The sequence below is a fragment of the Pseudomonas sp. R1-15 genome, assembly GCF_051132085.1.
In the GTDB taxonomy this organism is placed as follows: Bacteria; Pseudomonadota; Gammaproteobacteria; order Pseudomonadales; family Pseudomonadaceae; genus Aquipseudomonas.
This window is the reverse complement of sequence record NZ_CP071660.1, coordinates 1,633,662-1,654,558: the sequence shown is the minus strand read 5'-3', so window position 1 is coordinate 1,654,558 and position 20,897 is coordinate 1,633,662. Positions and strand designations below refer to the sequence as shown.

Genomic DNA, 20,897 nt, shown 5'->3' with positions numbered 1-20,897 from the left:
CGGTTCTTGTTATGGGTTGGGCGAATCTGGAGGGAAATTACGCCAGCGATTCCAGTGCTGTACATGCGGTTTTTGCAATGTTTTGTATCCGCTGTGGGGAACAGGCGAAGCGGGAGCGCCAGGATGCGGTTTGGTTCCAAAAATAATCAAGCATCCCCGCAAAATGCAGGATGCACGATGGCCGTTCATGCAAGATGCACGAATGCAAAAAAACCTTAAAAGATTAACTTATTGTTTTTAAAGGAGTTTTTCATTATTACAATGCTGGCATAGACACTGCAACTACCCCTCCACGGTTTGCCATACCATGGAGCAGTCAACTATGAACATGATTCAAGAGAAGTTTGCATCGCTGTTTTCCAACTACGAAGTCACCACGCAGCCTCGCCCGGACGGCGGCATCCTGCTGACCTTGCGTAACAGCGATGGCAAACTGTTCAAGCGTACGATTTCCTACGCTCAGCTGCATGCCGGGGATCAACTCTCCTGGGCGATCAGTGCCATTCGCCGTGATCTGGCTGAACAGGCCAGCGAACTGCCACCGGTCGCGATGCTGCAGAGCCAGCACCGTTTCGCGCTGCCGACCTATCACAGCGCCTGACAGCAACCAGCTTCAAGCTCTGAACAAAGACAGGCCATGGAACCCAGCGGTTCCATGGCCTGATTTTTTTAGCCGCGAGAAGGCGTTCAGAAGCGCGAAGGTTCGATCTGCGCGAAGCTTTCAACCGTCGTGTGGCCGGCCAGATCACCGCCCTCGCGGGCCAATCCACAGGTTGCCATTCCGGCATTCCTGGCCGCGTCCAGTTCCTCGACGATATCCGACAGAAACAGGATTTCCTGCGGCGCGATCCCCATCGCCTCGCTGATTCGCCGATACGACTGCGCATCCCGCTTGGCTCCCGACGTGGTGTCGAAATAACCGCTGAACAACGGCGACAGGTCGCCAGCCTCGGAACAGCCGAAAATCAGCTTCTGTGCCTGGATCGACCCTGAGGAATAGACAAACAACCGGTAACCTTGCCGATGCCAGGCTTCGAGCGCCTGCGCCGCGTCAGGATAAACGTGCCCTTTCAACTGACCGGCCGTGTATCCCTGCTCCCAGACCATACCCTGCAACGCCTTGAGAGGCGTGGCCTTGCGGTCTTCGGCAATCCAGCCCAGCAGGATCGCGATGACCCGTTCGACGTCTGCGTCCGGCTCGGCACTGTCGCGGCGCACGGCGTCCAGTTGCTCCGCGACGTCGGCGCGCCCGGCGTTGTGCCGGACAAAATCCGGCAGGTGTCGGGCGGCATAGGGAAACAGCACGTCGAATACAAAACTTACCGCGCTGGTGGTGCCTTCGATGTCGGTGAGGATAGCCTTGATCGTCACGGGCTCAGTCCTCCAGGCGCGGGAAACGGCTGGCAATTTCATCACCGGTGAACTTGGCGACCCAGCCTTCCGGATTATTGAACAGCCGAATGGCGACGAAATGTGGGTGCTCGCCCATGTCGAACCAATGCGGCGTACCGGCGGGCACCGAGATCAGGTCGTTCTTTTCGCACAGTACCGCGTAGACGTAGTCGTCGATATGCAAGGTAAACAGGCCACGACCGGCGACAAAAAAGCGGACTTCGTCCTCGCCGTGACGGTGCTCATCAAGAAACTTGGCGCGCAGTTCGGCTTTTTGCGGGTGGTCGCTGTTGAGGCTGATGACATCCACCGTGACGTAGCCGCGCTCGCTCATGAGCTTGTCGATCTGGGTCCGGTAGGCGCCAATCACTTCCTCCTGGCTGGCGCCGGGCTGGATCTTCGTCGCAGCCTCCCAACGATCGAAGCGCACGCCTTTTTCGGCGAGGGTCGCGGCGATGTCTTCGAAATGGGTCAGGACCTTGTTCGGAATCTCGGGACTTGAAACGTGATAGACGGACAGGCTGCTCATGGTCATGGCTCCAGCAATTTAACGGTTCAGGACTGTGCGAGTCTTGAGCTCGCATTCAAACAGGAACTCGAACGCCTCGATTTGCCGCAGCGCATCGTTCATGCCCGGCCCCCAGGTGTACAGGCCGTGCCCACGGATCAGATAACCGACGCAATCGGGGTGCGCGTCGAGCCAGGGCTGAACCTTGGCGGCGAGGCGCGCGATGTCCTGGTCGTTGTCGAAAATCGGCACGCGAACCTGGGACTCATGGGTCGTGACTCCGCTGAAGGCCTTTTGCAGCTCGTAGTCCTCGAAGTCGATAAAGGCTGCGCCGGTCAGGCGCGAGAGCACCGTGGCATTCACCGAATGGGTGTGCAGCACCGCGCCGATCTGCGGCCGCCAGCGATACAGCTGCGTGTGCAACAGGGTTTCGGCAGACGGTTTCTTGCCCGGCTCCAGGCTGTTGCCGTCCAGGTCGGTGGCAAGCACATCGTCGACGCCCAGTTGCCCCTTGTGTTTGCCGGAAACGGTAAGCAGGGCCTGGTCGGAAGACAACCGGGTCGAATAATTGCTGCTGGTGGCCGGCGACCAGCCGCGACCATACAGAAAACGCCCGGCGTCGATGATTTCCCGGGTGAGTTGTTCACGGGTAAGGCTCATGGCCTGTCCTCTTGCATGCGTGTGGCAATGATAACGGCTGCAGCGAAGGCTGCGAGACTGGCGATGTTGAAAGTCCAACCGGCGCCCAGGGCATTCCAGCTGTAGCCGGAATACAGTGCGCCCAGCGCCCCGCCGGTGCCGGCCAGCGCGGCGTATAGCGCCTGCCCCTGACCTTGCTGGCGTGAGCCGAAGCTACGTTGCACGAAATGGATGGCAGCGGCGTGAAAGCTGCCGAACGTCGCTGCGTGCAAGACCTGGGCAAGCAACAGCACCCAGAGAAACTCCGCCAACGACCCCAGTAGCAACCAGCGCAGCGCCGCCAGCAGGAAGCTGGCCATCAACACCCGGCGCACGGAAAACCGCGCCAGGATCCGGCTCATCAGCAGGAAAACCAGCACTTCCGCGACCACGCCGACGGCCCAGAGCATGCCGATCAATCCGCGGCTGTAGCCCAGGCGTTCCAGGTGCAACGTCAGGAAGGTGTAATACGGCCCATGGCTCAGTTGCATCAGGCCGACGCAGGCATAAAACGCCAGCACGCCCGGATTGCGCAACTGCCGCAGGAAACCGTCCCCGGCCACCCGCGGCCCCTGAACGGGCTGGGCGTTGGGCACCCAGAAACTGCTGAGCACGATGCCACCCATGATCAACGCCAGCGCCACGGGGTAGATGTCCAGGCTCAACCATTCGAACAACCGACCGAGCGCGACCACGGTGATGATGAAGCCGATGGAGCCCCACAGGCGGATCTGGCTGTAGCGCGCCGCCTGCCCGCTCAAGTGGGCCAGGGTGATGACTTCGAATTGCGGCAGCACCGCGTGCCAGAAGAACGCATGCAGCGCCATGACCATCGCCAGCCAGGCGTAGCTTCTGTCGATGAAGATCAGCAAAAAACTGAGCAGCGTACAGATCGCGCCAAACCGCACGATTGCCAGGCGCCGGCCGGTGTAGTCACCCAGCCAGCCCCAGAGGTTCGGCGCGACGCAACGCATCAGCATGGGAATAGCCACCAGCTCGCCGATGCGCGCGGCGTTGAACCCGAGGTGATCGAAATACAGCGCCAGGAACGGCGCGGTCGAACCGAGCAACGCAAAGTAAAACAGATAGAAGCTGGAAAGCCGCCAGTACGGCACTGCCGCCATGGTCGTCAGGCCACGGCGGTCGGCAGGCCAGCCATCAAAGCTGACCCAACACCGGCGTGCCGACCAGAACGTCGGCGTTCTGTCCGCGATGACGCAACAGGTGGTCCATCAGCACGATCGCCATCATCGCCTCGGCAATCGGCGTTGCGCGAATCCCCACGCAAGGGTCGTGGCGGCCCTTGGTGATGACGTCCACCGGGTCGCCGTGGATGTCGATCGAGCGTCCCGGTGTGGTGATGCTGGACGTCGGCTTCAACGCCAGGTGGGCAACAATCGGCTGGCCCGAAGAGATGCCGCCAAGGATGCCGCCGGCGTTGTTGCTCAGAAATCCCTGGGGAGTCAACTCGTCACGGTGTTCGGTGCCACGCTGGGCGACACAGGCGAAACCGGCGCCGATCTCCACGCCCTTGACTGCGTTGATGCTCATCAGCGCGTGGGCCAGTTCGGCGTCGAGACGGTCGAAGATCGGCTCGCCCAGGCCAGGCATCACGCCCTCGGCGACCACGGTGATTTTCGCGCCGACCGAATCCTGGTCCCGGCGCAACTGGTCCATGTAGGCTTCAAGCTCGGGTACTTTGTCCGGGTCGGGACTGAAGAAGGCGTTCTGCTCCACCGAATCCCAGGTCTTGAACGGGATTTCGATCGGGCCCAGCTGGCTCATGTAGCCACGGATGATGATGCCCTGGCTGGCCAGGTACTTCTTGGCGATTGCCCCGGCCGCTACGCGCATGGCGGTTTCCCGGGCCGAACTGCGACCGCCGCCGCGGTAGTCGCGCTCGCCGTATTTGTGATGGTAGGTGTAGTCGGCGTGGGCCGGGCGGAACAGGTCCTTGATGGCCGAGTAGTCCTTGGACTTCTGGTCGGTGTTGCGAATCAGCAAGCCGATGGCGCAACCGGTGGTGCGACCTTCGAACACACCGGAGAGGATTTCGACTTCATCGGCTTCCTGGCGCTGGGTGGTGTGGCGGCTGGTGCCGGGCTTGCGGCGATCAAGGTCACGCTGCAGGTCCTCCAGGGAAATCTCCAGGCCCGGCGGGCAGCCGTCGACAATGGCGACCAACGCCGGGCCATGGCTTTCGCCCGCGGTGGTGACGGTGAACAGCTTGCCGTAGGTATTGCCGGACATGCAGGGTGCTCCGTGGAATCGCTGAAAAATCGAGATGGGCGCCAGTATACGCAGGCTCCCCGAGTAGTTCATCCTCGAACCTTATCGGTGCGCGCCAGTCCAACCGGCACCTTCGCAACTAATGGCGTCATGATGTTAAAACTGTTTGCCTTGAGTCTCGCCCTCTTGACTGGCCTGGTTTGCGGCCAGGCCCAGGCCACCGTCCTGCAACGCCCCATCAGCCTCGACACCGGCAACGGTGAACTTTTCGGCTCGCTGCTGCTGCCCAAGTCCGACACACCGGTGCCCGTTGTCCTGATCATTTCCGGGTCAGGTCCTACGGATCGTGACGGAAACAACCCCGAGGGCGGGCGCAACGACAGCCTCAAGCGCCTGGCCTGGGTACTCGCCAGGCACAACATCGCCAGCGTGCGCTACGACAAGCGCGGCGTGGCCGCCAGCCTCGCCGCCACGCCGGACGAGCGCAACCTCAGCGTCGAGGCCTACGTTGCCGACGCCGTGGCCTGGAGCCACAAGCTCGCCGCCGATCCGCGACTGGGCCGGTTGATCCTGCTGGGCCACAGCGAAGGCGCCCTGATCGCCAGCCTCGCCGCGCCCCAGGCCAACGCTGCGGCAGTGATTTCGGTGTCCGGCAGTGCACGGCCGATCGACCAGGTGCTACGGCAACAACTGAGCAGCCGCTTGCCACCGGCGCTGATGTTGCGCAGCAACGAGCTACTCGACAGCCTCAAGGCCGGGCGCCCCGACGCGGACGTTCCTGCGCAGCTGCAAGTGATTTTCCGTCCCAGTGTGCAGCCTTACCTGATCTCGTTGTTCCGCCAGGACCCGGCCCAAGCCTTCGCGGCGTTGAAGATGCCGGCGCTGATCATCCAGGGCAGCCATGACATCCAGGTCAGCGTCGACGATGCCAGGCAGCTGAAAGCCGCCAAGCCTGACGCACAACTGGCCCTGATCGAGGGCATGAACCATGTGATGCGCATTGTGCCCAACGACGTGAAGCGGCAACTGGCGTCCTATAAAGACCCCAATCTGCCCCTGGCGGCTGAACTGGGTGTGCAGATCCTGCGCTTTATCGGCTCGATCGGTTCCCATTGAGCGGACTTGATCGCCATACCGGCCAATTGCCCTCCAGTCCTGGCGAAAACGGCCGATAAACCGACGTCGGGCAGCGCAATGGCTGTCGACAAGCCGGCCTGGACAGGATTTTGCCGTTATGACTGAGACTCAAACTTCTCCCGACACCGTCGCCGAACCGGCCGCCGCGCCTGCGGTGGAGCAGCCTTGGGCGGATGTGCAGGCTGAGCAGCATAAAATGCTCCGGCTGGCCCCGCTCAAGACCGATCGCGCCACCGGTGTGCGGCCCTTGCGCTTTGTCGAGTTCAGCTACGCCGAGCGTCACAGCAAGGAGCGCAGTTTGCTGCGCATGAGCATCAAGTTGCCGGGCCAACGGGTGCGCAAGGAACAGAACCATCTGGACGTCTGGGCCGACCACGTCGAGAAACGTCTGTCTTTCTCCCCTGACAACTTGCAAGTCGAGCCTTTGAATCGTGGGCTCGGACGCTTTCTCGCCGCTCAGGGCATCACCTGGGCGAAGAAGCGCTGGTCGAGCTATCGGGTGGACGGCAGCGACCTGAACAACAAGGACGCGCTGAACGAAGACACGCGCCTGCGCCGCGATCACTTCCTCAAGGCCCACGGCTTCGAGGTGGTCTACGCCGACGCCCAGCATCTCAAGGGCAGCGTCAAGGCCGCCCAGGTTGGCGACCTGGTGGGCGACTGGAACACCGAGAAGCTGCAGTTCGTCGAGATTCTCGAAGCCGCGCAGATGCTGCAACAAGCCGAGCAGAACCTGGCGGAGCAGGAAGTCAAACTCAAGAAGCAGGAAGAGAAGGTCAACAAGTTCAAGCGCGAAGACACCGGCTTGCGCTTTACCATCACTTGCCTGGTGGCGTTTGCGATGTTCCAGGCGGGATTGCTGATCTGGATTGCGACTCGGCATTGAATCCAAGCGCGTGAATAACCCTGTGGGAGCGCGGCGGAACGCAGAAACCGTGGCGAGGGAGCTTGCTCCCGCTCGGCTGCGCAGCAGTCGTAAACCGGGCGACTCCTATCTCAAGCCTTTGAAGCGGGGGCTGCTTCGCAGCCCAGCGGGAGCAAGCTCCCTCGCCACAAAAGCAGCACAGCGTCAAATCCTTGAAGCAAACAACGCCTGGTGCTCACGGCACTGTCCGGCGCTGAGCATGAACACGCCATGCCCGCCGCGTTCGAAGTCCAGCCAGGCGAAGTCGACTTCCGGGTACAGTGCCTCGACATGCACCTGGCTGTTGCCCACTTCGACAATCAACAGGCCCTTCTCGGTCAGATGGTCGGCCGCCTCGGCCAGCATCCGGCGAACCAGGTTCAAGCCGTCATCGCCACAGGCCAGGCCCAACTCAGGTTCGTGCTGGTATTCCTGGGGCATGTCGGCGAAATCCTCCGCGTCGACGTAAGGCGGGTTCGACACGATCAGGTCGAAACGTTGCCCCGGCAAGCCATCAAAACCATCGCCCTGGACTGTGAACACCCGCTCATCGACGCCATGGCGCTCGATATTCTGATTGGCCACCTCCAGCGCTTCGAACGACAGGTCGGCCAGCACCACTTCGGCCTCCGGGAATTCATAGGCACAGGCGATCCCGATGCAGCCGGAACCGGTGCACAGGTCGAGGATCCGCGCAGGCTCCTGGCCCAGCCAGGGCTCGAAGCGTTTTTCAATCAGCTCGCCGATGGGCGAACGCGGGATGAGCACGCGTTCGTCGACAATGAAAGACATTCCGCAGAACCACGCTTCACCGAGCAGGTAGGCAGTTGGAATGCGCTCGGCAATACGTCGGCGCAGCAGGCGCTGTACATGCACCAGCTCTTCGTCTTCGAGACGGCAATCCAGATAGCTGTCGGCAATTTCCCAAGGCAAATGCAGCGCGCCCAACACCAGTTGGCGAGCCTCATCCCAGGCATTGTCGGTGCCATGGCCAAAGAACAGATCCTCGCCATGGAAACGGCTGACGGCCCAACGAATATGGTCGCGCAGGGTACGAAGGCGGGAAGTGATCACAGCGGCAAACTCCAGAGAAATCGACGGGCGAGTCTACCAGCCAAACCCGCACTCTCCCAAACACCCCCCGCGGGAAACGAAAAACTCCGATCCAGCCGTAGGATCTGTCCTTTTTTTGCACCGCCCGTTGAATAAGATGGCGATCTTGATAAGGCTGTAGGCCAGCAACGACGGCCCTTGCGATGGAAGCGATTCACAGAACCGCTCAGCCGGAGGAGAATGTCGCAAAAGCCCCACTCGAAGGAGCCCCAGAATGTCCGTTCCAAAAACGATGTTTCAACTCAGCGGCCGCGGTTATGCAGCGGCCAACCTGAGTCAAGCGACGCTGATCATCATCGATGCCCAGAAAGAGTATCTCGCCGGCCCCCTGGCCCTCAGCGGCATGGATGCGGCGGTCGCGAACATCAAGCAACTGCTCGGCGCAGCCCGCACCGCCGGCCGGCCCATCGTGCATGTACGCCACCTCGGTACCCACGGCGGGCTGTTCGATCCACAGGGCGAACGGGGAGAATTCATTCCAGGCCTTGAGCCGCGGGACGACGAAACCATTATTGAAAAGCTCTTGCCGAGTGCTTTCCACGGCACCGAACTGAAGAAGCGCCTGGAAGATTTCGGCCCACTGGATCTGATCGTCTGCGGTTTCATGAGCCACTCCAGCGTCAGCACCACCGTGCGCGCCGCCAAGAACCTGGGCTTTCGCTGCACCCTGGTCGAAGACGCCTGCGCCACTCGTGATCTGCCGCACAAAGGCGGCGTGCTGAGCGCCGAACACGTCCACCAGACTGAAATGGCGATCATGGCGGACAACTTCGCCACCCTGGCCATGACCCGCGACTTCACCTGAAACAACCGATGAGCGGCTGGTTGCGCCGCTCATCCGCAAAAACGTCTCATTTGCTGCAATTGTCCCGGCGTCAGGAACAACCCGAACATCTTCCGGTCGAAGGGCCGATACCCATTGAGGAAGGTCGGAATGAAGTTATCCGATGGTTTTGACGCACGTCGCTTGCGGCCCAAGGGCCCGAGCAACTGGCGATTTCGTATCGGCGCGGGGATCGCGGCGCTGCTGGCAACGCTCGGTGTGCTGCTGGCGATGGCCGGCGCCGCCAGCCTGCTCGGCCGTCCGCCCGCGCTGGGCGAGTTGAACGCCACCCCGTTCGGCTCGGCGATCATCCTGGCAATCGGTCTGTTGGTTCTGCTATTGGGCATCTGGCTCTGGCGCCGTTGCCGCCGCCGCGCCCGCCAATCCCTGGAGCTGGCCATGGCTCCCCATCTGATGAAAAAACACGACTGATCCGCCATCCGACGTTTTGTCGCGCCCTATCCCAGCGGAGTTGGGTAAACTGGCCGGCCTTCGCGGAGGCTGACATGCAAGACGACGACTTTTCCCTGTTCAAAAGTGCGATCCAGGGCGTAAAACCGATCAAACACGATCGCGCCGAAACCGGCAAGCCAAAGGCCGATCGCGCGCAGATCGCCAAGTTGCGCCAGGCCGCCACCGTGCGCACCGATGCAACGACCGTGGATGGCCTGTCCGATCAGTTCGTCATCGACGTCGGCCCTGAAGACGAGTTGATGTGGGCGCGCGACGGGGTCCAGGAAAGCCAGATGCGCAAGCTGAAGGTCGGTCAGATCCCCTTCGAAGGCAGCCTCGACCTGCACGGTATGACTGTCGAAAAGGCCCGGGAAACCCTCTGGGCCTTCCTCGCCGAAGCCACCCGATTCGAAATCCGCTGCGTGCGCGTCACCCACGGCAAGGCGGTGCGGCTGGACGGCAAGCGACCGATGATCAAGAGCCACGTCAACACCTGGCTGCGCCAGCACCCGCAAGTGCTCGGCTTCACCTCCTGCCAGGCCAGGCACGGCGGCGCCGGGGCGCTCTACGTGATGCTCAAGCGCACCATGATGGAAGGTCGCGACGAGTAACCCTCGATTGCCGAGCTTGCAGCGCCGTGTCCGCCACCGTACCCTTGCCCTTTGCGTAAAATCCCACAGGTAGTTTCATGTCTCTGGAACAGAATTACACCGCGATGCGGTGTGGGGTCTGCTTAGTATCCTGAGGTAGTAAAATCAACGGGTTAGCGCCCCTGCTTACCCGATTTGCCCTTCTAAAACACACTCGTCGGTACGAGAATTGGTACGAGTCAATCCTCCGTCACACTGAAATTTCGTGGCAGCCTGGCACTGACCGCGAAGTTCCACGATCAAGCACTTCAACTGCTACTTCTCCTCTCCCTTTAGCCAGGGTCGCGCGATCGCTTACAAATTGCCATCAGCTTCGATGCAGACGCTCTCAGCGCCTCATCCAGTAATCGCTGCTGCGCTTGAGCGATACACGCTTCGCAAAAAGGCTCGGTGGTCGGCGGTACGTCCAAGCCTTCTTTCAGAACGGCATTGTACGAAACCCCACATTCTGCGCACTTTACGACCTCATATGACTCAGCCATAAGACACATCCTTCTATCCAAACAATTCCTTTTTTAATACTATGTCTAGTCCTGAAATAGGTTTACACCTGTTTCATCTCAAAGCGCCCGATGCACCGCATCGGGCGTTTTGTATTTCAGAGCCAAATGAGGTCGCTTACGGTTATAAATTTCTATCGACTCCTCGACCACGCGCTTGGCTTGGGCAAGGTCTTTGGGACGGTGTAAAAGAAACTCCGTTTTCAGAATCCCATTCACCCGTTCCGCTAGGGCGTTCTGGTAGCAGTCATAGCCATCAGTCATCGAGCATTTGATGCCGTGCTTGGCATGCAGCCTCTGGTAGAGATCAGAACAGTATTGCGAGCCCCGATCAGAGTGATGTACCAGCGGCTGATTGCTTCTTCGATGCCGAAGGGCTTTGGTCATTGCCTGGATGACTGACTCGGTATGCAGGCTTTCATGCACATGATGGCCGACTATTTTGCGCGAGAACGCATCAGTGACCAGGCTCACATAAGCGACGCTTTGTTCGGTAGGCAAGTAGGTTATATCTGCTACCCATACCTGTTCAGGACCCGTGGCAGTGACTTGGTCAGGGCCGGGTTTGAGCCGATTCGGATGTCGACGGAAGCGATGATGACTATCGGTAGTCTTGTGATAAGCGCGTTTGCGTAGGACCAGTTGTCGATGGTCTCGCAAGATATCGAACAACCGATCTCGACCTACCGTTCGCGTCAGTTCAGGTTCGGCTTGCATAAGGCCATGCAGCTTACGAGTGCCCAACCGGGGCATTTCAAGACGAGTCTCCAACACAAATCCCAGCACTCTTTGCGTATGTCTGGCTTGTGCGTCGTAAGCTCGATTGCGCTTGTAGTAGGCCTGCCGAGAGATGCCTAGAAACTGGCAAGCCCTGGTAATGCTCAGGCCTTCGATTTGCCCTTGGGTGAGGACTTGCCGGATCGCTTTTTTACGACAGAAACACCGTAATCGTTTTTCAGCACGTCAACGACAGCTTCAAAAAATTGGGCTTTCTGGTTGGCAAGGGCCAGCTTTTCTTCCAGCTCCTTGATTCGCTGCTCTGGTGTCAGCGGCAAATTTGGCTCGGCCATCGGTCGGTTCCTCTGGGCACGAATGGAGGCGCCTTGACTCCAGTCCTGCCGTCCATGCTTGCGTAACCACACCAACACAGTCGACCGACCCTGAATCCCATAACGCCGTTGAGCCTCTTTATAACTCAGTTCGCCCTTTTCAACTTGATCGACGACCGCCAATTTAAAGCCCAGCGTGTAGTCACGCTGACTGCGCCTTTTTCCTGATTCCATTGGTTCCTCCTGAGGATAGGTCAGAAGGTGTAAACCTTATTCAGGACGAGACACTAAACCTAAATAAAGCGTTGGAGCGATCGGCTTTTTTTGCCGAGTGGCGCGTTGCCAAGCGTGGTAGCAACACTTTTTCAACGTGACAAAGTGGGGGCGCATCGCCACCATGAAGCGTGGGATCAATTGCATCACTCAACTGGTGCGAAAAAATTTGGGTCCAGTACAAGTTCGCGAAGCGGCTTCAAACGCTCTTCTGCGTCTTTGGCTTGAGATCGGGAAAGCTCCGCATCTTCCTTAGAGCCTTGCGCTTCTGCCAGATCGCCCATTTGACGAAGCAGCATGATTCTTTCTTCAATCGCCCTAAGCGCGTCCCACAGCCCGGTATCAATCGCGGCGTTAACTTCAGCAATTAGCGTCTTGATCGAAAAAGCATGGCCCGTGTGGCAGCGAAACCTGACAATCGATCCTTCCTTTACTTGTACCAAAACTCCGTGACAATCGGGACATGTGTAATTTGAGATATTCCCTATATTCATGACGCCAGCTTCTAGGCCGTTACCGTGTTCACTGATGCTCGTCTCGATCAGATGGCGCTCGTTCAATGGGCTTATAACCCGTTGCTCGATAGGCAATCTAACTCGCGTCGCAATCTGATCCGCCAGCTCAGCGAGCGTGCCTATAAAGTCTGTTTCGACGTGTTCTATTGCACTGCGTGGCATGGAATCATAAGTAGCTTCAGAAGGGTCCTGCACGAGTGCCGTACCGTTTCTGTCCTTTATCGCCCAAAGGCCAGCAGTTCCGTCGTCCAGAGCGCCGGTCAATATCACGCCGATCACCCTAGAATCATAAGCCACCGACGCTGAGCGAAAGAGCACATCGATAGCCGGACGAACTCTGCACTCCTTGGGGCCGCGGGTAAGACGAACACCTTCCTTCGTCAAAAGCAGATGGTGATCAGCGCTGGCTACGTACACGGTTGAGGTTCTGAGAGATTGACTGGCTTGGACCGAAATGACGTCCATTCTGGTTTCACGAGCGAGTATCCTGCTTAACTCACTCGGCGAGTGTGGTGGAATATGTAGCACAACCAAAAACGCCGCTGGCAAGTCAGCGGGTAAGGAGCGAAATAGGCTTCTCAACGCTTCGACTCCGCCGGCGGAAGCGCCGATAACAATAATATTCCGACCCAGACTATCGAGCTGCATACAAACTCACCTCCCTTTATCAAAGCAAAACGTCAGATGACCGGCCCGCCCTGGTGGAAAACGATAGATCTTAAGGGCAACTATGTACGTTTATGAAGGTCTGGCTACCGTCACCGTGCTGGCCCGCTATGTCGGGTTGCAGCCGGTGGAGTTGACCGCTTTGGAATGTCCAGTGCGGCTCCTCGATGCCGGACTCGGTCGCGTCCACGTCGAACTGCGGGATTACCTGCTAGGCTCCGGGGTACCCTAACACGCTGCCGGTGATACTGCCGCACGGAATGGTGCAAGGCCCCTTTTCGACGGTTGCAACGAACCCAAGCTCTTTTATCTGAGGGGAGCTATCCTCATATGCTCGACTCAGGCGGAAGACGATCATATGGCTGACGACTATTCTCTCTCGAACTTATTAGAAAGGATGTACCTCAATCAGCTGGCGCTGGAGGCTGGGCTGATGGAACTGGCTATTCATCTAGAAACGAGCGGGGCAGCTGAGACCGGAAGTAATATCAGAGGAGCTCTGGAGACGCTCGGAGAAAACGCAGGGTTTATCAAACAAGGTTTGGCTCGACTTAGGGCTCAAGAGATCGAGTAATCCTTCTAACACGCCCTCCCGAAGACCAGCCCATGGCGAAAGGCCTGGCGCTCTAGTCTTCGACGTAGTCACTGCTTGGCGATGTCTGTCACGACCTCGGCTCTATCTTTTCGATAGCGTGCGCGTACATTGAACTGGCTCGCCAAGGCTTAAAGACTCAAAAAATGCAGATGGTCTCGCCTTCGTCCTTCCGAACCAAGGCAGCGCCAACGCTTAACGAAGCTTTCCATTGAGCATGCTTCATGCCTGAGCAACCTGTTGCCAAGTCCCATACCACTGCCAGCCATAGCACGGTGGTAGCTTACTGAACACCTCAGCAGGACCTGGCAAATGGAGTGATTCTCATGGGGCCGGCTCACTTTCAACACATCCTGCGATCCAGCTGCGGAGCGGCTGCTTCATTTGCATGAACAAGGGTATCTACCGAGCAAGAGATGTAGGCTGAAGTACATCCCACATCAAAGCTACCAAATCGCTGACGGCCCAAGGTTTCTGCAAATATCGGGTTGGGCGAGGTACTGTTTCCGGTAGAAATGGATACCCTGATGTGAGTATCGAACCTATGGCAGGCCATTTCCCCCTTACCATCCGGATGAAATCCATACCATTGATTTGCCCAGGAACACCGTAGTCAACAATCACAAGGCAACATTGGACTTGAGATTGAAGAAGGTAAATCAGTGCGTCATCGGCTGATCCGAAAGCGACAGTTCTTGCTCCGACGTCTTCCAAGATTTCGACCATGATCAAACGCAGCGTTTCATCATCCTCGACGATCAACACTTCGCCTTCAAAGCCGATCTTTATCCAATTTTTGATCATAGTCTGTCCCTGCCTGAACCGGCTTTCAGAAGCAGCCACCACAAACGAATATTCCCTTATATCGCGATTCCACTACGATCACGTAACGCTTAGCTAAGCGTAGCGCACTCAACTTTTGCTGCGTCGCTTCCTACGCCTCTCGTGCAGAAAGACGGTCGTACAGCCAGAACGAAGAAAGCAGAGCGGTGGGTACGGCTATTAATCATCCACAGGACACCTGCCACAGCTGATCCAGCTTGGTCGTGTAGCTCTGGCTCATCATCTCCCGGCGCATGGCCCATTCAGGATTTGCAGGCACGCAGGCTGAACGCAGCGTCCCCCTGCCCCAGCGTCCGTTGATCTGGTCCAACACCGCCATCAACTTCGTGGCGTCGACAGGCTGCGAGGTGGCAAACAGGTCGTCGGTGTACTCTCCTCGCTGACAGAGATTCATCAACAGCACCTCGGCCTTGCTGTACTTGAAGCCTGGTCGGAAAACCCGGTCAAGTGCATCTACCGCAGCCTTGGTCAGCAGCCGCCCATCGTCCGTGGGGTACGGCATGTCGATCAGCACACCGTTGGCGTACTTCGCCTCCTCCGGGTTGAACATGCCGGTGCGGATGCTGACACGGACCTTCTTACACAGCGACTTCTGCGCCCTGAGCTTTTCCGAGGCTCGCATCATGTAGGTGGCCACCGCCTCCTTGATCGGCGTCAGCTCCGTGAGCCGCTTCCCGAACATCCGACTACAACAGATCTCCTGTTTCGGCGGGTCCGGCTCATCTAGCTCCAGGCATGGCGTGCCGGCGAGTTCGCGTGCCGTCTTCTCTATCACCATGCTGAATTTCTTACGTAGTGTCCAAGGGTCGGCCTTCGCCAGATCCATCGCGGTTTTGATGTCCATGGCGTCCAGGTGAAGTTTCATCTTGCGACCGACTCCCCAGACTTCGGACACGTCGGTGTTGCGCAGCACCCAGTCGCGCTTGAACGGGTCGCATATATCGACCACGCCGCCCGTTTGCACCTGGAGCCGCTTGGCGGTGTGATTGGCCAGCTTCGCCAGGGTCTTGGTGTGAGCGATCCCTACCCCGACGGGAATACCAGTGCAGCGCAGCACCTGACTACGGATCTTCCGGCCAAGGGCATCCCGGCCGTCAATGCCGGTCAGATCCGCGAAGGCTTCGTCGATGCTATAGACCTCAACTGCGGGCACCATCGATTCAATGAGCGTCATGACCCGCTCACTCATGTCTCCATAGAGCGCGTAATTCGACGAGAACGGGACAATGCCGTGTTTCTGCAGCTTGTGCTTGATCTGGAAATACGGCTCGCCCATCTTCACGTAGGGCTTGGCGTCGTAGCTGCGAGCGATCACACAGCCGTCGTTGTTGCTCAGCACCACAATGGGCACGCGGGCCAGGTCCGGACGGAACACTCTTTCGCAACTGGCGTAGAAGCTGTTGCAGTCGATCAGGGCGAAAACGGGCTGGGCTTTAGACATGGCTGCGCACGCTGCAGGTGATGACGCCCCAGATGACCAGGTCGTCGCCCTCGAGCACGTACCTCGGTGGGTACTTTGGGTTCTCCGACAGGAGAATCACCTCCTTCCCACGTATGCAAAGGCGTTTGCATACGGGTTCGTTGTTCAGCAGCGCCACGACGATGTGGCCATGCGCAGGTTCAATCGCACGGTCCACGACGGCTAGGTCCCCTTCAAAGATCCCAGCCCCTTGCATGCTTTCCCCGGCGATGGACACCAGGTAGACATGCGGGGCGCGTATGTTGAGAACCTCATCCAACGAGATGTGCGCTTCGATGTGGTCCGCTGCCGGGGACGGAAACCCGGCGGGTACTCGAAACGAACAGAGAGGCAGCTTTAAGCCGCCTTCGGCGATAGGACCTAAAATTGAAAAGCTCATCACGCACGACTTCCAAAACCTGTACAGATATACAGTTAACGTTGTACAGGTTTTGCGGTCAATTTCTTTGTAGGGGAATTCGGACAAGTGGATGAGTCGTACCGCCTCTACAGGTGGTAGTCGTACACTGCCTTGGTCCGCATCTGCATTTCGTCGGCTTGCTATCGTCCAGCGCTTACTGCCTCGATTACTGTATATCCAAACAGCTATACAAGGTATCGGTCATGGACCAGTACGAATTGAAGACACAGACCACTGGCTCGGCTCGCCGACACTCGAAGAAACGCGGGCGCATTATGTGAACATGCTGGAGGGCGAAATGGCCGACCTGCGCGTTCTGCTCCGTAACGCACAGAGGAATATCACAGGCCTAATCGAGATGAACGCACAGCTATCTGCTGAGAGAGTTGCGCTTGTCCGAGCGGTCCAAAAATACAGGACCGGGAAAGACATCATGAATGTCGACGGGGAAAACTAGCTTCGTGGACTCGCCTTGGTGATTAAAAAAGTCCTCCCAACGATGCAGATTCCCAGTTCATGATCACGAGTTCGCCGCTGACCTCGGCCGTGCCCTGACGCTGGTTCGTGTTGCTGTAGCGAATGTCCAACGTCTCGAAGTGAAAGCCTTCAAACACACGACGGATGTCCGAGTGGTCGTTGATGCTGACCATTACCTTGCCCTTGCAGCGACGCATGAAGTCAGCCATCCGCTCGTAATTCTCGAACGGGAAATCCACGCCATATCCAGCGGTCTGCCAGTACGGCGGGTCCATGTAGTGGAACGTATGAGCGCGGTCGTAGCGCTCAGCGCAATCAAGCCAGGGAAGGTTTTCGACGTAGGTACCGGACAGTCGCTGCCATGCGGCCGAGAGGTTTTCCTCAATCCGCAGCAGGTTAATGGCCGGGCCAGTGGTTGCGGTGCCGAACGTTTGCCCGGTGACCTTGCCGGCGAAGGCATGGTGCTGCAGGTAGAAGAACCGGGCGGCGCGCTGGATGTCGGTGAGGGTTTCAGGACGGGTCATTTTCTGCCACTCGAATACCTGGCGCGAGCTGAGCGCCCATTTGAACTGGCGCACGAACTCTTCCAGGTGGTTCTGCACGACGCGATAAAGCGTCACCAGGTCGCCGTTGATGTCGTTCAGAACTTCAACCGGGGCGGCCTGGGGTCGCATGAAGTAAAGCGCGGCACCGCCCGCAAAGACTTCGACATAGCATTCGTGAGGCGGAAAAAGCGGAATGAGGCGGTCGGCTAGGCGGCGCTTGCCGCCCATCCAAGGGATGATGGGAGAACTCATTGAAAGCAAGACCTTTACTGTATGGATAAACAGGTGCTAGGCTCGCCGCGCTTTGTGCACGGAGCAGGAGCCTTGGCTGGACTTGCAGGGACATCTGCAGGGACGGCGACCGGATCGGATGTTGGCGCATCCGGTCCGGTCGCTCCTTTTTACTTCGGTGTTGAAACTTCTTTGGCGTAGGCCTGAGAGACTTCCAGAGCTACCAACCCTCGGCCGGCATCGGTGATGCCGATGTTGAGCATGCGCGGGGTCAAGTCGGGCGCGTGTGGCTCTATGAACCGTAGGGCCGGTACCGGTGAAGGAATAACGGGTTTGAATGGGTAACGTTTAACGTGGGTCGCACCGTTGGAAAGCGCAACCATAGGCTGAAATTGGTTCCACTCCCTTGGATGACAAGGCCCCCAGCTCAACGTCTCGTCAGGCCATCCAGGCAATCTTGAAGGACCCGTATTAACTAACGCATCCAATCCTGAAAGCATGGTATACACAACATGGATCTGCCCGAGCAGTAAGTCTCTTTGCACGGCAAAGTCCTCGCATAGGGCTGTTACGCGAGCGTTCCAAGCGTAAGCCACATCACTTTGATAATCCCCCGAGGGCGTAGGTAAATCTCGTCTTCGCATGGCTGCAACTCAAGTCATTGAACTGAACTCTTGGAGGCTCGTTGCTCCTTTATGAGCTGACCTGACGCCCCTAAAACCTTCTCAACCAATTAGACAGGCGGATGATTTGAGGAATAGCCCCTCACGTGCGCGTCGAGAAATTAATGCGCCCTATGGGCGATTCCCCGAAATGCACACCTCATAGGACTAACCGATGGACGCCACTGAGCGACTACATTCGAAGGTTATTCAATACGCCCAAGCTGAGATTCACAGCATTTTGCTAGGCGACGGGGAAGCGCAAAGACACTTCGACCAACTGATGGGGATGCTTAATGGCTATGTCCACTGCGGCATAATCTCCCAAGCTGAAGCCGACGCGCTAAAGGGCGATGCCGAAATGGCACTGAGTAACGCTTTGCGCCGTTAAAGTCCTTGCGACACCTCTCTGGCATAGGCTTGGCAGGCTTTCAGCGCTATCAACCCCCGGTCCCCGTCGTCGGTGATGCCGACAATTCGTTGAGCATGCGCCGGGTCAAGTCGGGCGCGTGTGGTTCCATGAACCACGCCGCCGGCGCTGGTTGTGGTTGGCACTGCACAACCGCTGGCGGTATCGGTGGCGTCGAGTAGGACTGACAGCCGGACATCAGCAGTAGCGAGGCGATCACGCAGGCGATCTTGATCACGTTGGGCATCGGTTAGGGCTCGATAGTGGGTTTGGTCTTTGGCGGCCAGCCGCTGTTCCAGGGCCAGGCGCTTGTCCTGCTCGGTGCGCTGCAGCGCGGCCGAGGCCAGGGTGATTTGGTTGAGGGTTTCGGTGTGGAGCCGGGCTTGTTTTTCCAACTGCTGGCCGTATCGCCAGCCCTGGACCGTCCAGGCGAGAACCGCCGAAGTGGCGACCAGAGCGAACAGTAGAAGCCCGGCGACCAGCACGCGGTATTGCAGCGGGATCAGGTCGACGAGACGCATAGCACCGCCCTCGCCCGCTTGTGTCTTGCACCGCGATTAGACTGAGGGTGAGAGCGGTGGGTGGCAAGCTGAACGCCCGAAGTGCTTAAAGCACGTGTGGGAGCCCATGCTGCCACTCACCTCTCCACTCTGGTCATTGAGCCCGAACAGTTGAACGAGCCCACCTCGAACAGTTACAAGCGTGGGCCAAGCCAGAGCGCTCTCACCTTGAGTGTAAGAGGGTTTGGCTATGTTTTCCTATCCAGCGGGTATTGATGTTTCAAAAGACAGTCTTCAGGTGCAGGTTGATCTGTTAGATGTCGGGGTGAGTTGCCCTAACGCCGAGGGTGATTTTCCTGGATTAATTAGTTGGCTGCTGCTCCATCAGGTCGGTCGCGTGTTGCTGGAAGCCACAGGCGGTTACGAACGAAACGTCATGAAAGCGCTTCAGGCAGCAGGGTTTGAGGTCATTCGGATCAACCCGTGCCGAGCCAAAAGCTTTGCCAAGGCAATGGGACAACAAGCTAAAACCGACCCGATAGATGCGCGCCTCCTGGCGCAATTTGCAGCGGTTATCAAATCTGCTAACAGCCGGATCACAAGTGTCGAACAGGACGACTTGCGCGCACTGGTCCAGCAACGGGAAAACTTTGTTCAGCAGAGAGATGACGACAAGCGCAGGCTTAAGACAGCGTCGTCTGAGGCAGTCAAACCCGCGTTGCAGAGTCATATCGACTATCTGTGTGAAGCCGTTAAGTTGATAGAAAAATTGATCCGTCAAAGCGCTGAAAGCCTGGACCGTGAAAAAGTTACTCATCTGCGTTCGGTTAAGGGGATCGGTCTGGTTACGGCGGCCAGTGTAATGGCCTATCTTCCTGAGCTCGGCGAGGTTGGCCGGCATCAGATCGCAGCATTGGCAGGCATCGCCCCCTACAACGACGATAGCGGCACGCACAAAGGCAAACGCTACATCAGCGGAGGTAGGTTCGCCGCTAGGCGCGCTTTGTACATGGCCTGCTGGTCAGTGATCAGGTATCAGCCTGACTTCAATGCCCGGTATAAGGCGCTTCGCGAGAAAGGTAAATGCGCCAAGGTTGCGCTCATCGCATGCATGCGTGTCTTGCTGGTACGTCTAAACGCAATGATCCGGGATGGTTCTGAGTGGAAGGGCCTTGTCGCCTAAAGTGCGATCACGGAGATCCCCTCAGATTTTGCATGGCCTGGAGCTGTGGGAGTCTTGCTGTCCCTGGAAACGATGGCTAAATAAATCATCCAAGACAGTTGCTCCCACAGCTGCAGGCGATCCTGCAGACCATTGAGCCCGCCGTTGATTTTCCGGGTGATCATTTCGAACTCATCACGATCAGCCAGCACGTTCAGTTCCCTGACCCACCAGAACCATGCAGCCGACTCGGCCGCCCATTGGGGCAGCTCCAGTAGTTCAGGCGTACGCAACAGGCGCTCGTCACCGAACAGCGCCAAGCTGCAGCGTAGGTAGTTGTGGGCACCGGTAATCTGGATTAAGCCGCGACCACGATAGCGCTGGCCATCTCCGTCGAGTTCGGGGGTGTTGCCGAGTTTCGAAGCCAGCGAACCGGTGTCGTATTTGCTGAGGTATTGATCGCCGCCCAGCTCCCGCACGTACTGCAGTTGGCCGGACTCATGCCCAACCTGGGCCAGGAATGCGGCCTGCCGCTTGGGCGTGTCAATCTGTCGGTGGGCCATGGCGGCGTTCAGGGCCGAAACAAAAACGCCCGCTTGGCGGCGGGCGTTGGGCATGATGCGCTGTAATTGCTGCTCAGTGAGTGGCATGGGGGCTCCAAAAAAAGCCCGCTCGATGGCGGGTTGCGGTTGTGTTTGAGGCTGGT

The 20,897-nt window shown here is 58.2% G+C and carries 24 protein-coding genes and 1 pseudogene; 10 read left to right on the top strand and 15 right to left on the bottom strand.

Going from position 1 to position 20,897, the window contains the following annotated elements:
* Positions 1–322 precede the first annotated feature (322 nt).
* Positions 323–601, top strand: coding sequence for a DUF3509 domain-containing protein (locus J3P97_RS07490; protein WP_186637286.1), 279 nt, complete (start codon positions 323–325; stop codon positions 599–601).
* An 86-nt stretch (positions 602–687) separates the two neighbouring features.
* Here the strand turns inward: J3P97_RS07490 and mtnC are convergent, their stop codons facing one another.
* Genes mtnC through aroC form a run of 5 tightly spaced genes read right to left on the bottom strand, consistent with a single transcriptional unit; the run spans position 688 to position 4,828 of the window.
* Positions 688–1,371, bottom strand: coding sequence for an acireductone synthase (gene mtnC / locus J3P97_RS07485; protein WP_434673830.1), 684 nt, complete (start codon positions 1,369–1,371; stop codon positions 688–690).
* 4 nt (positions 1,372–1,375) lie between these two features.
* Positions 1,376–1,921, bottom strand: a complete 546-nt coding sequence (locus J3P97_RS07480; RefSeq protein WP_434603153.1) for a 1,2-dihydroxy-3-keto-5-methylthiopentene dioxygenase — start codon at positions 1,919–1,921, stop codon at positions 1,376–1,378.
* An 18-nt stretch (positions 1,922–1,939) separates the two neighbouring features.
* Complete coding sequence (locus J3P97_RS07475) at positions 1,940–2,560, bottom strand: methylthioribulose 1-phosphate dehydratase (RefSeq protein ID WP_434569429.1); 621 nt, start codon at positions 2,558–2,560, stop codon at positions 1,940–1,942.
* Positions 2,557–3,702 carry an MFS transporter gene (locus J3P97_RS07470; protein ID WP_434673829.1) on the bottom strand — a complete coding sequence of 382 codons (1,146 nt, stop codon included), beginning with the start codon at positions 3,700–3,702 and terminating at the stop codon, positions 2,557–2,559. Before J3P97_RS07470 ends, J3P97_RS07475 begins: the two co-directional genes overlap by 4 nt.
* A 34-nt stretch (positions 3,703–3,736) precedes the next feature.
* Positions 3,737–4,828 (bottom strand): chorismate synthase, encoded by a 1,092-nt coding sequence (aroC, locus tag J3P97_RS07465; RefSeq protein ID WP_434673828.1) that lies wholly within the window; start codon positions 4,826–4,828, stop codon positions 3,737–3,739.
* A gap of 129 nt (positions 4,829–4,957) precedes the next feature.
* Here aroC and J3P97_RS07460 point away from each other — a divergent pair, with 129 nt between their 5' ends.
* Together J3P97_RS07460 and J3P97_RS07455 are read left to right on the top strand one after the other, a co-directional pair.
* Complete coding sequence (locus J3P97_RS07460) at positions 4,958–5,923, top strand: alpha/beta hydrolase (protein WP_434673827.1); 966 nt, start codon at positions 4,958–4,960, stop codon at positions 5,921–5,923.
* A 118-nt stretch (positions 5,924–6,041) separates the two neighbouring features.
* A complete protein-coding gene (locus J3P97_RS07455) occupies positions 6,042–6,830 on the top strand; it encodes a hypothetical protein (RefSeq protein WP_434569433.1) in 789 nt (262 codons plus the stop codon).
* A 183-nt stretch (positions 6,831–7,013) separates the two neighbouring features.
* On the opposite strand, the gene prmB is transcribed toward J3P97_RS07455, so the two are convergent.
* The gene (gene prmB, locus J3P97_RS07450; protein WP_434569434.1) at positions 7,014–7,922 is read right to left on the bottom strand and encodes a 50S ribosomal protein L3 N(5)-glutamine methyltransferase; all 909 of its coding nucleotides are present in this window, start codon (positions 7,920–7,922) and stop codon (positions 7,014–7,016) included.
* Positions 7,923–8,175: 253 nt separating this feature from the next.
* Here prmB and J3P97_RS07445 point away from each other — a divergent pair, with 253 nt between their 5' ends.
* The 3 genes from J3P97_RS07445 (at position 8,176) to J3P97_RS07435 (ending at position 9,848) form a co-directional block, all read left to right on the top strand.
* Positions 8,176–8,766 carry a cysteine hydrolase family protein gene (locus J3P97_RS07445; protein ID WP_305496139.1) on the top strand — a complete coding sequence of 197 codons (591 nt, stop codon included), beginning with the start codon at positions 8,176–8,178 and terminating at the stop codon, positions 8,764–8,766.
* Positions 8,767–8,895: 129 nt separating this feature from the next.
* Positions 8,896–9,216, top strand: a complete 321-nt coding sequence (locus tag J3P97_RS07440; protein WP_434653294.1) for a hypothetical protein — start codon at positions 8,896–8,898, stop codon at positions 9,214–9,216.
* 74 nt (positions 9,217–9,290) lie between these two features.
* On the top strand, positions 9,291–9,848 hold the full coding sequence (locus tag J3P97_RS07435; protein ID WP_434673826.1) for a Smr/MutS family protein: 558 nt from the start codon (positions 9,291–9,293) through the stop codon (positions 9,846–9,848).
* 599 nt (positions 9,849–10,447) lie between these two features.
* Here J3P97_RS07435 and J3P97_RS07430 read toward each other — a convergent pair.
* Positions 10,448–11,670, bottom strand: a protein-coding gene (locus tag J3P97_RS07430) for an IS3 family transposase (protein ID WP_434673180.1) whose coding sequence is annotated in 2 segments (ribosomal slippage) — positions 10,448–11,319 and positions 11,319–11,670 — 1,224 coding nt in all. Because the reading frame shifts where the segments join, the coding sequence is not laid out codon by codon here.
* Positions 11,671–11,855: 185 nt separating this feature from the next.
* Entirely contained in the window at positions 11,856–12,872 is a 1,017-nt protein-coding gene (locus J3P97_RS07425) for a chemotaxis protein CheB (protein WP_434673825.1), read from the bottom strand.
* Positions 12,873–12,954: 82 nt separating this feature from the next.
* Here J3P97_RS07425 and J3P97_RS07420 point away from each other — a divergent pair, with 82 nt between their 5' ends.
* Positions 12,955–13,122, top strand: coding sequence for a hypothetical protein (locus tag J3P97_RS07420; RefSeq protein WP_434673824.1), 168 nt, complete (start codon positions 12,955–12,957; stop codon positions 13,120–13,122).
* A gap of 126 nt (positions 13,123–13,248) precedes the next feature.
* The gene (locus J3P97_RS07415; protein WP_434573133.1) at positions 13,249–13,464 is read left to right on the top strand and encodes a hypothetical protein; all 216 of its coding nucleotides are present in this window, start codon (positions 13,249–13,251) and stop codon (positions 13,462–13,464) included.
* 420 nt (positions 13,465–13,884) lie between these two features.
* Here the strand turns inward: J3P97_RS07415 and J3P97_RS07410 are convergent, their stop codons facing one another.
* The 5 genes and pseudogenes from J3P97_RS07410 to J3P97_RS07390 all read right to left on the bottom strand — a co-directional run.
* Positions 13,885–14,286 carry a response regulator gene (locus tag J3P97_RS07410; RefSeq protein WP_434673823.1) on the bottom strand — a complete coding sequence of 134 codons (402 nt, stop codon included), beginning with the start codon at positions 14,284–14,286 and terminating at the stop codon, positions 13,885–13,887.
* A gap of 202 nt (positions 14,287–14,488) precedes the next feature.
* Entirely contained in the window at positions 14,489–15,766 is a 1,278-nt protein-coding gene (umuC, locus tag J3P97_RS07405) for a translesion error-prone DNA polymerase V subunit UmuC (protein WP_434673822.1), read from the bottom strand.
* Positions 15,759–16,184 (bottom strand): LexA family protein, encoded by a 426-nt coding sequence (locus J3P97_RS07400; protein WP_434673821.1) that lies wholly within the window; start codon positions 16,182–16,184, stop codon positions 15,759–15,761. Before J3P97_RS07400 ends, umuC begins: the two co-directional genes overlap by 8 nt.
* Before the next feature lie 500 nt (positions 16,185–16,684).
* Complete coding sequence (locus tag J3P97_RS07395) at positions 16,685–17,479, bottom strand: DNA adenine methylase (RefSeq protein ID WP_434673820.1); 795 nt, start codon at positions 17,477–17,479, stop codon at positions 16,685–16,687.
* Positions 17,480–17,628: 149 nt separating this feature from the next.
* Positions 17,629–17,776 (bottom strand): annotated as a pseudogene (locus tag J3P97_RS07390) (lysis protein); the annotation flags it as partial.
* Positions 17,777–18,295: 519 nt separating this feature from the next.
* On the opposite strand from J3P97_RS07390, the gene J3P97_RS07385 reads away from it, so the two are divergent.
* A complete protein-coding gene (locus J3P97_RS07385; protein ID WP_434673819.1) occupies positions 18,296–18,511 on the top strand; it encodes a hypothetical protein in 216 nt (71 codons plus the stop codon).
* Here the strand turns inward: J3P97_RS07385 and J3P97_RS07380 are convergent.
* Positions 18,508–19,050, bottom strand: a complete 543-nt coding sequence (locus J3P97_RS07380; RefSeq protein WP_434673818.1) for a lysis system i-spanin subunit Rz — start codon at positions 19,048–19,050, stop codon at positions 18,508–18,510. The genes J3P97_RS07385 and J3P97_RS07380 overlap by 4 nt on opposite strands.
* Before the next feature lie 229 nt (positions 19,051–19,279).
* Between J3P97_RS07380 and J3P97_RS07375 the strand changes: the two genes are divergently transcribed.
* Positions 19,280–20,212, top strand: coding sequence for an IS110 family transposase (locus J3P97_RS07375; protein ID WP_434673817.1), 933 nt, complete (start codon positions 19,280–19,282; stop codon positions 20,210–20,212).
* On the opposite strand, the gene J3P97_RS07370 is transcribed toward J3P97_RS07375, so the two are convergent.
* Positions 20,209–20,841 carry a glycoside hydrolase family 19 protein gene (locus J3P97_RS07370; RefSeq protein ID WP_434673816.1) on the bottom strand — a complete coding sequence of 211 codons (633 nt, stop codon included), beginning with the start codon at positions 20,839–20,841 and terminating at the stop codon, positions 20,209–20,211. The two genes, J3P97_RS07375 and J3P97_RS07370, sit on opposite strands and share 4 nt — an antisense overlap.
* Between the last annotated feature and the right edge of the window lie 56 nt (positions 20,842–20,897).